The organism is Pseudomonas sp. LH21, assembly GCF_036549575.1.
Taxonomy (GTDB): domain Bacteria; phylum Pseudomonadota; class Gammaproteobacteria; order Pseudomonadales; family Pseudomonadaceae; genus Aquipseudomonas; species Aquipseudomonas peradeniyensis.
This window is the reverse complement of record NZ_CP144367.1, coordinates 3,413,456-3,426,559: the sequence shown is the minus strand read 5'-3', so window position 1 is coordinate 3,426,559 and position 13,104 is coordinate 3,413,456. Positions and strand designations below refer to the sequence as shown.

Sequence of the window (13,104 nt, the reverse complement as noted above, 5' to 3'; positions counted from 1 at the left end):
TCCGGCCATGAGCAGCACGTTCTTCATCCCCGCCGTGAACATCATGGGTATCGACTGCCTGGACGAGGCGATGACCGCGATCGCCGGCTATGGCCTGCGCAAGGCATTGATCGTCACCGATGCCGGGTTGGCCAAGGCCGGCGTCGCCGAGCGCATCGCCGGGATGCTGGCCATGCGCGACATCGATTCGCGGGTGTTCGACGGCGCCAAGCCCAACCCGAGCATCGCCAACGTCGAGGCGGGCCTGGCGATGCTGCGTCGCGAGGGCTGCGACTGCGTGGTCTCGCTGGGGGGCGGCTCGCCCCATGACTGCGCCAAGGGCATCGCCCTGTGCGCCACCAACGGCGGGCATATCAGCGACTACGAAGGCGTGGATCGCTCGACCAGGCCACAGCTGCCGCTGATTGCGATCAACACCACGGCGGGCACGGCCAGCGAGATGACCCGCTTCTGCATCATCACCGACGAGGCGCGCCACGTGAAAATGGCCATCGTCGACCGCAACGTCACGCCGATCCTGTCGGTCAACGATCCGGCGCTGATGGTCGGCATGCCCAAGGGCCTCACCGCCGCCACCGGCATGGACGCGCTGACCCATGCCATCGAGGCCTATGTCTCCACCGCCGCCACGCCGATCACCGACGCCTGCGCGCTCAAGGCCGTGAGCCTGATCAGCGACAACCTGCGCCAGGCGGTCGCCGATGGCGGCGACCTGGTGGCGCGGGAGAACATGGCCTATGCCCAGTTCCTGGCGGGCATGGCGTTCAACAACGCTTCGCTGGGCTACGTGCACGCCATGGCGCACCAGCTGGGTGGCTTCTACGACCTGCCCCATGGTGTGTGCAACGCGGTGCTGCTGCCCCATGTGCAGCGCTTCAACGCCAAGGTCAGCGCCGCGCGGCTGCGTGATGTGGCCAAGGCCATGGGGGTGAAGGTCTGCGGACTGGACGCGGAGCAGGGCGCCGGGGCGGCGATCTCGGCCATCGAGCACCTTGCGGCGGCCATCGGCATTCCGGCCGGGCTGGCGGAGCTGGGGGCCAAGGTCGAGGATGTGCCGGTGCTGGCGGCCAATGCCTTGAAGGATGCCTGTGGGTTGACCAATCCGCGGGTGGCCAGCCAGGTGGAGATCGAGGCGATCTTCAAGGCGGCGTTCTAGCCTGGTCGAGTCATCGCGGGGCAAGCCCGCTCCCACACAAGCCAGCTCCCACAAGGGCCGTGAAAATCGGCCCTTGTGGGGCTTGCTCAGCGTTCGCGCATGAAGAACCCGGCCACGTACTTGCGGAAGGTCTCCAGGCTCTTGAAGTCGGCGTAGCGCTTGAAGTTCTCGGCATCCGGCTCCGGCCCGATCGGCTGCTCCAGCAACGACACCGACAGCACCCGGTCCTGGTCCGAGGTCAGAACCAGTTCGTCCATCACCTGGCCGCCGATCACCGGGCGGCGCATCAAAACTTTCACCCCCTTGCTCGCCATCCAGTCGATCAGCGACACCAGCGCCTTGAGCGGCTCGCGCTCTTCGTCGCGGTACACCGGGAACAGGTGCCCGCGCGACAGCACCGGCACGCTGGCGACATGGATCAGTTCGTAGAAATGGCTGCCGGCGGTGGCCGGCGAGTACAACGCCAGGGCCAGCAAGGGGCCTGAAGCGCGGTTGCCGCCCCAGTAGTGGTGATGGCCCTGGAAGTCGAAGCCGTCCTCGCTACGATTGTTGAACAGCTTGCGGCCCTTGACCTGGTCGACGCAGTCGAGCAGCAGGCCATGCCGGCGATGGTTGCCGAACACCGTGGCCTCGCGCAGGCGCGCCTTGAGCATCATCATGTGCTTCATGTCCAGGCGCGTTTCCAGGTAGTTGCTGGCCGGCACCCGTTCCAGCAGCGGGTAGCGCCCGGCGACACCGCGCAGCTCGGCGAACTGGGCGGTGAGGTCCTTCTTCAGGTGGGTGGCGTAGACGTTCAGGCCGCTGGCCTCGATCCAGGTCAGCAGCAGCGACAGCAGGCGTTGCTGTTCGCGGCGCTCGCCGGGATCGCGTGCTCCGGCGGCCGTTTCGCCATCACTGGCACGGCGGTAGTCACCAAGCAGCCGCAACGGCGCATCCGGCGCCAGCCAGGCCGCGGGAGGCGTGTTGTCCTCGGCGCTTGCGCCGGTCTCGCGCTCATCCTTGCTGAACGGGCAGCCCGGGGTGTGTTCGGGGGTGTCGGGATTGTTGCGCAGGAACAGGGTGCCGGTGTTGCCGTTCAGCGACACGTTGAGCACCGGCAGGGCATCCTGGCGGCAATCGCAGGCCAGCCACTGGTTGGCGCTGCGCACTTTCATCAGCCACTGGTTGGCCTGCAGCAGGCGGGGGCCGGCCAGGGCGCCGGTGGCGAAGCTGGCCAACAGTTCCTCTTCGGCCAGGGTCAGGCTGCGCACCTGCGCGCCGGATTTTTCGATGATACGCATTGAGAGGCAGCTCCAAGCTACAAGCCTCAAGCTTCCAGCAAAGCGTGGCGGCTTTCAACTTGAAGCTTGCGGCCTGGAGCCTGCCGCTCACTGGCCGCTGAACAGCTTGGCGGCGCGGGCGCGGATTTCCTCGGGGGTGAGGTCTTCCTTGTGGGTGGAGACGAACCACAGGTTGTTGAACGGATCCATCAGGGTGCCGCTGCGGTCGCCGTAGAACTGGTCCTGCACTTCGCGCACTTGTGTCGCGCCAGCACGCAGGGCCTGGGCATAGACTTTGTCGCAGTCCTCGACATACAAGTGCAGGCCGACCCCCGGGGCCTTGATATCCTCGCTGGGCTTGAGGCCGCCCTCCATGTCACAGGGTGAGCCGAGCATCAGCGACGAGTCACCGATTTTCAGTTCGGCATGGCCGACGCTGCCGTCAGGGCCTTCGAGGCGGAACATCTCGATGGCGCCGAAGGCCTGCTTGTAGAACTCGATGGCCTTGGCGGCCTCCCTGATGCCGAGGTAGGGGGTGATGCTGCGCTGGCCTTCGGGTATGGGTTTGACTGGCATTTTCGTAAACTCCTTTCACGTGGGTTGTTGTTTGCAACAGCCTGGTGATTAGAGTCGTCTGGGCGGATGGAAAATCGACGGCCGCGTTATATCGATTGTCTATAAAAAATGATGGTTTTGGGCTGGTGCGGTTCGTGTAGGAGCGGTCTTGTGCCGCGAAAGGGCTGCGCAGCAGCCCCGGCAATTGACGCGTCAACGCTGAAAACCTGGGGCCGCTGTGCGCCCCTTTCGCGGCACAAGGCCGCTCCTACAAGGGGCGTGCGTGGTGATCAGAAAATGTAATCGGTCGTCAGGAAACTCGACTGCCGATTACGGATGATCTCGCTGATCAGTTCCTTGTTCGCCTCCTGGAACTTGGTCGCCACCAACGTACGAATGGAGAACACCCGCAATGCATCATGCACCGACAAGGTCCCCTCGGCGCTGTTCTTGCGGCCGTTGAACGGGTAGGTGTCCGGCCCGCGTTGGCACTGGGCGTTGAGGTTGATCCGGCCGACCTGGTTGGCGAAGGTGTCGACCAGCGCGCCGACGGTCTCGGGGTCGTTGCCGAACAGGCTCAGCTGCTGGCCGTAGTCGGAGTCAAGCACGTAGTCGATCACCGTCTGCAGGTCGCGGTAGGGCACCACCGGCACCAGCGGGCCGAACTGTTCCTCGTGATAGACACGCATGTCCTGGCTGACCGGGTAGAGCAGGGCGGGGTAGAAGAACGAGCCACGGCTCTGCCCGCCGCCTTCGTTGAGTACCCGCGCACCCTTGGCGGTGGCGTCGGCCACCAGGCCGTCGAGGTAATCGACCTTGCCCGGCTCCGGCAGCGGCGTCAGCGCCACGCCCGGTTCCCAGGGCATGCCCGGCTTGAGCGCGGCGAGCTTGCGCTGGAACTTGTCGAGGAAGGCATCGACCACGTCCTCGTGCACGAACAGGATCTTCAGCGCCGTGCAGCGCTGGCCGTTGAACGAGAGGGCGCCGGTGACGGCCTCTTCGACGGCGTTGTCCAGGTCGACCTGGGGCAGGACGATGCCGGGGTTCTTGGCGTCCAGGCCCAGGGCCGCGCGCAGGCGGTGCGGGCGCGGGTGCAGCTTTTTCAGGTCGCTGGCGGCCTTGTGGGTGCCGATGAAGGCGAACACGTCGACCTTGCCGCTGGCCATCAGCGCGCTGACGGTCTCGCGACCACGCCCGTAGATGACGTTGATCACCCCCGGCGGGAAGCTGTCGCGGAAGGCCTCGAGCAGCGGGCGGATCAGCAGCACGCCGAACTTGGCCGGCTTGAACACCACCGTGTTACCCATGATCAGCGCCGGGATCAGCGTGGTGAAGGTCTCGTTGAGCGGGTAGTTGTAGGGGCCCATGCACAGCGCCACGCCCAGCGGCGCGCGGCGGATCTGGCCGAGGGTGCCCTGTTCGAGCTCGAAGCGGCTGGAGCGGCGGTCGAGGTCCTTGAGCGCGTCGATGGTGTCGACGATGTAATCGCAGGTGCGGTCGAACTCTTTTTCCGAGTCCTTGAGGTTCTTGCCGATCTCCCACATCAGTAGCTTGACCACCGCTGTGCGCTGCTCGCGCATGCGCGCCAGGAAGGCCTCGACATGCTGGATGCGCTCGGCCACGCGCATGTTCGGCCAGGCGCCGCGACCCTTGTCGTAGGCGGCCACGGCCGCGTCGAGGGCGGTCAGCGCGGTGTCGGCGTCCAGCAGCGGCGCGCTGCCGAGGATCACCTGGCGTTCGCTGTCGCCCTCCTTGAGCCATACCGGGCTGCGCACGGTGGCCAGCGGCCCGTCCCAGCGGCGCAGCTCGCCGCCGACCAGATAGTCGCGTTGCTCCAGCGGCGCACCCAGGCGCCAGGCTTCGGGGATGTCCTCGGGGGCGGGAAACAGCGAATCGAGCAGACGGTCCATGGGTACTGCACCTCTCAAATCCGGATGGTGAAACGCTTCAGCCTGCGAGCATGCGCCGACCGGCTGAAAATTGCCAGCCTGGCGCGGCCGCACGCGGTCATTCCTCGAAGGGCGGCGGGAACACCTCGGCGTCCATCAGCCGCATCGCGCCGATCGACAGGCCATAGTCCATGGCCCGTGGGTCGGCGAACGTGCGCAGGCGCTGCCACAGCTGCGGCTGAGTGTAGTCCGGCAGGTCCTGCAGTCCACGCAGGTCGCGGCGATACTGCAGCGGCAGGGTGTTCCAGATGCTCCAGTCGTCGACACCGGTGTCCTCCAGGATCTCTTCGTATTCGGCGTCGGCCACCAGCAGGTCGACGCCATTGTGCTCGTAGTAGGCCTGGATCTGTTGGCTGACGCGCTCGCTGAGTTCGGCGCTCTCCAGCCACAGGGCCTGGCCTGCCACCCGCGACAAGCGCAGGTCGTCCGGCAAATGGGTGAAGCGGTTATCGCGCAGGTCGAAAACGATGGGTCGCCAGTCGTCATCGTTGCGGATGCCGGCTGGCCAGTCAGCCAGTTCGCAGGTGTTGAGGTTGAGCATGTCCAGCACGGCCAGGCGGCTCAGGTCCGGGCTGCGGGCCAGCGGGTTGTGCGACAGGTCGAGCAGGCGAAGATTGTCGAGGCGATCCAGGGCAACCTGGTTGGCATCGTTCCAGAGGATGCTGTTGCCTTGCATATCCAGCCATTCCAGTGAGCGCGGCACGGCGACCGCAGGTATTTGCTCGAAGCCGCAGTTCATCAGGTGCAGGCGTTGCAAGTGGGGAAACCGCTCGAGGAACTCCGCGGGCAGTTCGCTCAGGGCGGGGTTGGCGGCCAAGTCGATGCGCTGGATATGGGTGAAGCGATCAGGCAGCGCCAGCGAGGCCAGGTCCTGGTTGGTCAGGTTCAAGTCGGTCAGGCTGATCAGGTGGATGACCTGGCCCTCTTCCTCTGAGTACTCCGAGATCCGTTGCCAGTTGCTCACCAGCCGTCGTGCGGCGGCCTGGCGTAGCGGGTTGTTGCCTGCCCAGGCACGCATCTGGTCGCGGAATGCAAGCAGTTGCCGTTCCAGTTCGGCGAGCTGCTGCGCCGGATCCAGGCCGGCCTCGAACCATTGGGTCAGTTGCTCGTTGACCTGGAAATCGGCTGTTTCGGGGAAGAGCGCGCGGTAGCGGCGAAAGAACGCGCCGACGTTGATGTGCTGCGCGGGCGGTGCAGGCTCGTCCATGCCGCCGCGCAGTTGGCCGTGGCTGCCCCAGCCCGACGTCGAGTCCCTCAGTAGACGTCCGGCCATTGCAGGGTTCGACAGGGCCAGCGCGTGGATCTTGCGGCGCAGTTGATCGGCGTCGGCGGCGGTCAGGCCAAGGGCCGCACGGTCGTCGGAGGACAGGGCCTGCACGATGGCACGGCAGAGGTCGTGGTCCTGCTGCAGAGGGACCGGTCGTTCTCCGAGGTAGGCTTCGTAGCCCTTGGCTGACTTGAGCACGGTACAGACACGGCTGGCGTCCTGGGTGCCGGCGACCAGCAGCAGCGGGCCTTGGGGGGATGCGGCCCGCAGTTCCAGGCGCAGTTGCTCCGGCCAGCCAGGCAGTTGCGGCATTGCGTTGATGATCAGGCGCTCGCTCAGCAGGCTGGCTTGCTCGGGGAGATACAGCCCCTTCAGGGCGTTCTTCAAAGCACTCTCGTCACGCTGATCGACGCGCCGCAGGCGCTGGCTGCCGTCTTCGAGGGTCACGGGTTCGAGGCTCTCCATCAACGGGCTGCTGGCGAGGCGTGATGCGGCCTTGCCGGCCAGATGCAGCCCGCCGATCAGCGCCAGGTTCAGGCCCACCGACTTGAGGTGGGCCATGGCCTGCGCGCGGTCACCGACCTGCCAGGACTCATAACCTTCGTAGGCTTCATCCAGCAGTTGGTAGGCAATCACCGCGGTCATGACCGTGCCCAAGGCGGGGACGAACAGGCCGGTGATCATCAGCACGTCGAGGCCGGCACTGTCCCAGAGAGCCTTGCGTGCCTTGAGCGCCTGTTCGTCGGCCTGCGCGGTGGGCACGGCCAGTTGTCGGGCTTCGTGCTTCAGGCGTGCCACGTGATCGTCGTGGAGGAAGTCGAACAGGTCTGCGGCGATGGGCAGGGTGCGCAAGCGCAGGTCGCCACCGGCATTCTGACGCAGGCGGCTGGCGAACCGGCCCTGTTGCTCGCTTGGCACGTAAGCCATGAAACCCTGGCGAAATGGCTCCTGTTGCAAGTCGCTGCGTAACTGGTCATGCAGGGTTTCGAGGTTGTCGAAGGCACGTAGGTGGTCTGTCTGTCCCGGCAGGTACAGCACAATGCCCGGAGTGCCGGTGTTGATCAGGACGGCCTCGTGCAGGGTGATGCCGAACAGGCTCAGTTGGCTACTGGGCAATGCTTTGCCATTTTCCAGCAAGGTCTGCAGCGCATCCCATCCCGCACCACTGAGGCGGTTGCGGACTCGGGCGAGGTCAGCCGCCAGACGCAGGCTGTCCTGGTACACGCGCAGCGCCGCCGGGCGCACGCCGGACGCGGCGAAGGCAGTATCGAGGTGATCCTGGTAAGCCTGGCCGAGGTCCAGCTCGCGACAGGTTCTGGCGAACGCTTCGGGTGTCAGCGCCAGGGGCTTGATCCGGATCTGCTCCGAAGGCAGGTCGATATCGACTTCGGTCTCGCTGTCGCCCAGGGTCGTCTTGCCGGTGACCACGGTCTGGCTGACCTGCCAGTCGCTGTCCAGGGCTAGGGCGCTGTCGGGGCTGAAGGTCACGGTGTCGCTGAAGTTGTGCAAGGCGGCTTCGAGCAGGCTGCGGTGTTCGTGGTGGGTGAGGTAGACCTGGAAGCTGTAGAGGTGCTTCACCCAGATCAGCGACGTGCTACGCAGCGGCGCGCTGAATCCGTGTTGCGTGCGCAAGCGTTCGGTCAGCATGGGCTCGGCGAATTCGTTGATGTTCTTAAGGCCGCGTAGGCGCCGTGCCAGCGCGCGTTGCGCCTGCATCAGGCGTGTCTGGCTGGCCTCGACCGCTTCGCGCAGGTGCGGCGCGGCATTGGCGAACCAGGCCGCCTCGGCGCCGGGCAGGCCCTGCGCCGGCAGGATGGCGTCGCTCAGTTGCTGCCAGTGTTCGGCACTGGCTTCCCTTGCCCAGGTGGGCAGTCGGCGTTGCAGAAGGGCGTGGTGTGGGTGAACGGTATCCGCTGTCATCTGTGGCTCCTTGCAAAGCGCACATCAGAGCAGCCGTGACGGGGCTGCCGGTGGTACATGTTTGTACCGGCAAAACAAACCTCAATATTGGCCGCGCAGCGCCGATAACTGCGTAATTGCCTGCCATCGCCTGCCTATGATCACGCCTCAGCACCCTCCAGAACCCACGCCGACTCCAATCGGAACGTTGCGTCAATCGCTCAATCGCCTGCTGCCGGTCGGTCTGGCCCTGGTGGGCATCGGCCTGTCGGTGGCCCTGGGGCACCTGGATGCGCAGCGCGAGCGCAGTGAGCAACTTGGCAACCTTGCGGCCCGCCTGGCAGGGATGCGCGGCGCCCTGGAAGCCCAGTTGGGCGCGGCATTTGGCGAGGCCGAAGGCATCGCCCAGTTGATCAGCGCCGACGGTGGCATCAGCCCGGCGCACTTTCACGGCATGGCCCGCGATGCCGTGCAGTCGGTCCCCTACATGCGTCATATCGCACTGGCGCCGGGGGATGTGATCAGCGATGTCTACCCGATGGCGGGCAACGAGCGGCTGATCGGGCTGGACTATCGCCAACTGCCGGATCAGTTCCCGCTGGTGCGCTCGGCCCGCGACCAGGCCCAGCCGGTGCTGGCCGGTCCCCTGCAGCTGTACCAGGGTGGCCGGGCGCTGGTCTACCGGCGCCCGGTGTTCGTCACTGGCAAGCGCGGCGTGCGCCTCTACTGGGGCAATGTGTCGATCGTCGCCGATATCGACCGCTTGCTGCTGACGGCGGGATTGCGCCCGGATACCGAGTTCGAGGTTGCCGTGCGGGGCGTCGACGGCAAGGGCGCCGAGGGTGCGTTGATCTGGGGCGATCCAAAGCTGTTTGACACGTCGCAGGTGAAGATGAACGTGGAAGTACCGGGTGGCGTCTGGCAACTGGTGGCGGCGCCACGGGGCGGCTGGTCGGGGCTGGACCTGTTCGGTTCGCCGCTGTTCCTGTTCGCCCTGAGCTGCACGGGGCTGTTCAGCCTGTTCGTCGCCCAGCTCAACCGCAAGCAGCGCCTGCTCGAACAGCGCAACCGCGAGTTGCAGCGCTACCAGGCCCAGCTCGAACGCCTGGCTCACTACGACACCATCACCGGGCTGCCCAACCGGATCCTGTTCCAGCAGCAGCTGGGCACGGCGATCCTGCAAGGGCATGGCCTGGCGGTGCTGATGCTCGATATCGACGGCTTCAAACAGGTCAACGACAGCCTCGGGCATCCGATGGGCGACCTGCTGCTGCAACAGGCGACCGCGCGCTTCTTGCAGGAACTGGACAGCCAGGACCGCCTGTGCCGCCTGGGTGGCGACGAATTCGTGTTCATGCTGCAAGGCGCCCAGGGCCAGGTGAACCACCAGGTCCGTGCCTTGTTGCGTTGCCTGCAGCGGCCATTCGACCTCAATGGCAACGCCGCCCTGGTAACCGGCAGCATCGGCCTGGCCTGGTGCCCGCAGCATGGCGAGGACGCCGACAGCCTGCTGCGCCACGCCGACACCGCCATGTACGCGGCCAAGGAAGCCGGGCGCGACGCCTGGCGACCCTATCACCCGGACATGACCGAGCGCCTGCAGCAGCGCCTGGAGCTGGAACGCAACCTACGCCGGGCGCTGGAGCACAACGAATTCGAGCTGTGGTACCAGCCTAAAGTCGATCTGTTCAGCGGGCAGCTGGAGGGCGTCGAGGCCCTGCTGCGCTGGCGCGACCCCGAGCATGGCCTGGTCTCGCCGGGGGAGTTCATTCCCCTGGCCGAGCGCACCGGGCTGATCATCCCGCTGGGCGAGCGGGTGCTGGAGCTGGCCTGCGCGCAACTGGCCGAGTGGCGCGCCGGCGATGGCCTGCCCGGACCGCTGGCGATCAACGTCGCGGCCTTGCAGATCGAGCGCAGCGACTACGTCACCAGCCTGGCCTCGGCGTTGGAGCGCCATGGCCTGCCGGCCAACCTGCTGGAAGTGGAGATCACCGAGAGCCTGCTGATGGAAAGCCAGCAGCAGGCCTGCGCGGTGCTGGCGCAGCTGCAGGCCATGGGCGTGGCGACGGCGGTGGACGACTTCGGCACCGGCTATTCGTCGCTGGCCTACCTGCGCGCGTTGCCGATCGATCACCTGAAGATCGACCGCGCCTTCATCAAGGACCTGCCCGGCGACGATGACGCGGTGGCCATCGCCAGGGCGATCATCGACCTGGGCCACGCCTTGGGTTTTCGCATCACCGCCGAAGGCATCGAAACCCAGGAGCAATACGACTTTCTGCGCCATGCCGGCTGCGACCAGGGCCAGGGCTTCCTGCTCGGACGACCGATGCCGGCCGAGGCGCTGCGTCGCTGGCTGGCCGAGAACCATGAACGGCGACATCGGCCGCCGGGGCGTTAGCTCGCCTGCTCGATGCTCAGGCTCGCATACCCCACCCGCGGCACCTGTCCCAGGCGCTGCTCGACCAGCGCCAGCAGCGATTCGCCGCTGCCCAGGTAGGCGTCGCCGAAATCATGCCCACCCAGCGCGCTGGGGTGGGCCACCAGCTCCAGCACGCCATGCTCGGGGGCCAAGCCGGCCTTGAGGTCGGCCGGGGTGCAGACGAAGTCGGCGGTGCTCCCGGCGAGCTGGCGCAGGCGCCAGTTGAGCAGGGTCTTGAACGCGCGCTTGGCCGGCCCGATGTTGTGCCCGAGGTTGCGCGCCAGGCGCACCGGCACGCCCTGGTCGCGGGCGAAGCGGGCGACGACGGTGCCCACCGGCCAGATGTTGTGCACGTGCTGGTGCGAGTCCAGGTGGCTGGGCATCAGGCCATGATCCAGGCAGTGTTTCCATTGGGCCTCGAGCTCCGCTTCCACGGCGGCCCGCTCGCGGCGCGACAGGCGCAGGGTGCGTTGCTTCAGGCGCAGGTCGAACTCGCCGTGGGGCGTGCAGAAGCGCGGCTCGGCAAGAATCGCCTGGCTCAGCGGGCGACCGTAGGTGAGATTGAAGTGCAGCCCGATGCGTCCCCTGAGCGCCGGCTGCTGGGCCAACGCGCAGGCGGCGGCAAAGGCCGGCATGTTGGCCATGGCCGTGGCCGAGCTGATCAGCCCGGCCTGGAAGGCGTGCAGGATGACCGCGTTGGTGTGGGCACTGAGGCCGAAATCGTCAGCGTTGACTATGACCTGGGATGGCATCCGGGCGCTCCTGTGGCGGGGTGGGGGCGACAACATCGGCTTCGTTGCGCGGCGAGCGTCTGCGCAGGCGTGGTTTCAGCCAGTGCCAGCAGCGCTGCGCCAGGCCCAGCAGTACGCCGTCGGGGCGCCAGCTGTAGCTGCTCAGTCGCCACTGTTCGAGCTGGCCGGTCATGCGTTCATGCAGCTGGTGACTGGAGTTGTCCAGGCTGACCCGCGAGGCGTCGATCCATTTCCAGTCGGCGTCCAGGCCCCAGTGGATCCATTCCTCCAGCAGCACGCGACCGCTGCCCAGGTCGCGGTGTTCCGGGACGAAGGCGAGGTTGTAGTCGTAGACCCGGCCGCGCTCCACCAGGCCCAGGCGGTAGCTGATGCAGCGCCCGTCCAGCTCCAGCAGCACCAGGCACACCAGGCCTTCGCCGGCCAGCGCGGTGAAGGCCTGCTCCATCCACTGGCGACGCTGGGGGCCGGAGAAGATGCCGACCTCGTCGTCGCCTTTCCAGCTCACGGCCTCGACGGCACTGATGGCGTCGAGCAGTTCAGCCATGTTCTCGGCGCTCGCCATGACCCGGCGCACGCTGGCGCCGCAGGCATTGATTCGTTTGCGCGCGCGGCGCAGCTTGTAGCGCGGATCGCCGCTGACCTCCTGGCGATCTTGTTCGTTGATGCGGTGCACCGGCACGCGGCAGGTCAGGCGCTGCTGCCAGGTGGAACTGGCGCCGGCCCACTGGCGCAGCCAGCCTTCGTGCTCGGCGTTGTCCGGCACCTCGTTCAGTTGCAGCAGGGCATGGGGCAGGTGTTTGCGGATGGCCTGCAGGACCTGGTCGGCGTACAGCGCCGGCAGGTCGATGAGCAGCGCGATGCGGTCGCTCAGCGGATAGCCCAGGTGGCGTACCACCGGCGCGAACAGCGGGCCGAAGGGCTCCCGGGCGCGAACCAGGGGCAGGCACAGGCACAGGCGTTCGTCCTGGTAGCCGAGCAGCACGCCAAGCTGCTGGCTGGGCAGCAGGGCGGCCTCGGCGGCGCGCAGCCAGCCGAGGTGGTTGAACGGCGTGCTGCCGGGCAGGCGCCGGCGCAGCGCCTCGTAGTCGACGGCGGGGAAGTCGTCGCTGCGCAGCGAGGCGCACCATCTGAGCTGCAGGGCCATGGCTTCAGCCCGCCGTGGCCGAGGAGGCCGGGGCCTGCGGTTTGCGCAGTGGCTCCAGGCGCGAGGTGGTGTAGCGGCTCTCGCGGTAGAACCTCCAGCGGCCGAACAGGCAGTAAACGTTCATGATTCGTCCTTGCTCCTGATAGCCCATGCGCAGGTGCAGCTTGAGCGCCGGGATGTTGTGCTGCTCGCACACGTCCACCACCTTGGTGCAGCCCTGGGCGGCCATGGCTTTCCACAGCGCCAGTTGCAGATCCACCGACAGCTCGGTGCCCCAGTACTTGCGGATCAGCTCGCCGCCGAACTCAAAGAATTCCCCCGGCCCGACCGGGAACCAGCAGCCGTAGTAGTGACGGTCGTGGTAGTGGCGGCTGCTGCCCCAGATGAAGGCCACGGCGTCGTTGTCGTCGTCGAGGAACATCAACCCGGTGTGGCCCTCGGCGGCCAGCTCGCGCATGGTCTCGACGCGGTCGCCGAAGTGGCGGGCGAAGGCCTGCACGTTGTGCACGGTGATGCTTTCGATGCGCAGGCTGCCGTAAGGCTTGAGCCGGTGCGGCGGCACCGGGCTGACCAGGTCGCGCTCCATCCACAGCAGTTCCCAATGATAGAAGACGTAGTGCCGGAAGGCGCTACCGAGGGTGTCGCGCAGTCCCTTGCGCTTGATGCGGTCCTGGATCTTGGTGAATGCAGTCATGGTGCCT

The 13,104-nt window shown here is 66.7% G+C and carries 9 protein-coding genes; 2 read left to right on the top strand and 7 right to left on the bottom strand.

Going from position 1 to position 13,104, the window contains the following annotated elements; genetic code table 11:
* The first annotated feature begins 7 nt into the window (after positions 1-7).
* Entirely contained in the window at positions 8-1,156 is a 1,149-nt protein-coding gene (yiaY, locus tag VUG52_RS15550) for an L-threonine dehydrogenase (protein ID WP_050705445.1), read from the top strand.
* 86 nt (positions 1,157-1,242) lie between these two features.
* On the opposite strand, the gene VUG52_RS15545 is transcribed toward yiaY, so the two are convergent.
* The 4 genes from VUG52_RS15545 to VUG52_RS15530 all read right to left on the bottom strand — a co-directional run bounded on the left by VUG52_RS15545 (position 1,243) and on the right by VUG52_RS15530 (position 8,106).
* The gene (locus tag VUG52_RS15545; protein WP_050705446.1) at positions 1,243-2,436 is read right to left on the bottom strand and encodes a hypothetical protein; all 1,194 of its coding nucleotides are present in this window, start codon (positions 2,434-2,436) and stop codon (positions 1,243-1,245) included.
* Between the two features lie 87 nt (positions 2,437-2,523).
* The gene (locus VUG52_RS15540) at positions 2,524-2,991 is read right to left on the bottom strand and encodes a VOC family protein (protein WP_050705447.1); all 468 of its coding nucleotides are present in this window, start codon (positions 2,989-2,991) and stop codon (positions 2,524-2,526) included.
* Between the two features lie 269 nt (positions 2,992-3,260).
* Positions 3,261-4,880, bottom strand: coding sequence for an NADP-dependent glyceraldehyde-3-phosphate dehydrogenase (locus VUG52_RS15535; protein WP_050705448.1), 1,620 nt, complete (start codon positions 4,878-4,880; stop codon positions 3,261-3,263).
* A gap of 97 nt (positions 4,881-4,977) precedes the next feature.
* A complete protein-coding gene (locus VUG52_RS15530) occupies positions 4,978-8,106 on the bottom strand; it encodes a dermonecrotic toxin domain-containing protein (RefSeq protein ID WP_050705449.1) in 3,129 nt (1,042 codons plus the stop codon).
* 136 nt (positions 8,107-8,242) lie between these two features.
* Here VUG52_RS15530 and VUG52_RS15525 point away from each other — a divergent pair, with 136 nt between their 5' ends.
* Positions 8,243-10,486, top strand: a complete 2,244-nt coding sequence (locus VUG52_RS15525; protein WP_050705450.1) for a putative bifunctional diguanylate cyclase/phosphodiesterase — start codon at positions 8,243-8,245, stop codon at positions 10,484-10,486.
* On the opposite strand, the gene VUG52_RS15520 is transcribed toward VUG52_RS15525, so the two are convergent.
* The 3 genes from VUG52_RS15520 to VUG52_RS15510 are packed head-to-tail and all read right to left on the bottom strand — an operon-like array spanning position 10,483 to position 13,097.
* Positions 10,483-11,259, bottom strand: a complete 777-nt coding sequence (locus VUG52_RS15520; protein WP_050705451.1) for a ChbG/HpnK family deacetylase — start codon at positions 11,257-11,259, stop codon at positions 10,483-10,485. The two genes, VUG52_RS15525 and VUG52_RS15520, sit on opposite strands and share 4 nt — an antisense overlap.
* Entirely contained in the window at positions 11,231-12,403 is a 1,173-nt protein-coding gene (locus tag VUG52_RS15515) for a GNAT family N-acetyltransferase (RefSeq protein WP_050705452.1), read from the bottom strand. Before VUG52_RS15515 ends, VUG52_RS15520 begins: the two co-directional genes overlap by 29 nt.
* Before the next feature lie 4 nt (positions 12,404-12,407).
* Entirely contained in the window at positions 12,408-13,097 is a 690-nt protein-coding gene (locus VUG52_RS15510; protein WP_050705453.1) for a GNAT family N-acetyltransferase, read from the bottom strand.
* Positions 13,098-13,104: the final 7 nt, after the last annotated feature.

Bases quoted from the DNA above. Each gene is read 5' to 3' on its own strand.
- yiaY (WP_050705445.1), top strand. From the start codon at position 8: ATGAGCAGCACGTTCTTCATCCCCGCCGTGAACATCATGGGTATCGAC.
- VUG52_RS15545 (WP_050705446.1), bottom strand. From the start codon at position 2,436: ATGCGTATCATCGAAAAATCCGGCGCGCAGGTGCGCAGCCTGACCCTG.
- VUG52_RS15540 (WP_050705447.1), bottom strand. From the start codon at position 2,991: ATGCCAGTCAAACCCATACCCGAAGGCCAGCGCAGCATCACCCCCTAC.
- VUG52_RS15535 (WP_050705448.1), bottom strand. From the start codon at position 4,880: ATGGACCGTCTGCTCGATTCGCTGTTTCCCGCCCCCGAGGACATCCCC.
- VUG52_RS15530 (WP_050705449.1), bottom strand. From the start codon at position 8,106: ATGACAGCGGATACCGTTCACCCACACCACGCCCTTCTGCAACGCCGA.
- VUG52_RS15525 (WP_050705450.1), top strand. From the start codon at position 8,243: ATGATCACGCCTCAGCACCCTCCAGAACCCACGCCGACTCCAATCGGA.
- VUG52_RS15520 (WP_050705451.1), bottom strand. From the start codon at position 11,259: ATGCCATCCCAGGTCATAGTCAACGCTGACGATTTCGGCCTCAGTGCC.
- VUG52_RS15515 (WP_050705452.1), bottom strand. From the start codon at position 12,403: ATGGCCCTGCAGCTCAGATGGTGCGCCTCGCTGCGCAGCGACGACTTC.
- VUG52_RS15510 (WP_050705453.1), bottom strand. From the start codon at position 13,097: ATGACTGCATTCACCAAGATCCAGGACCGCATCAAGCGCAAGGGACTG.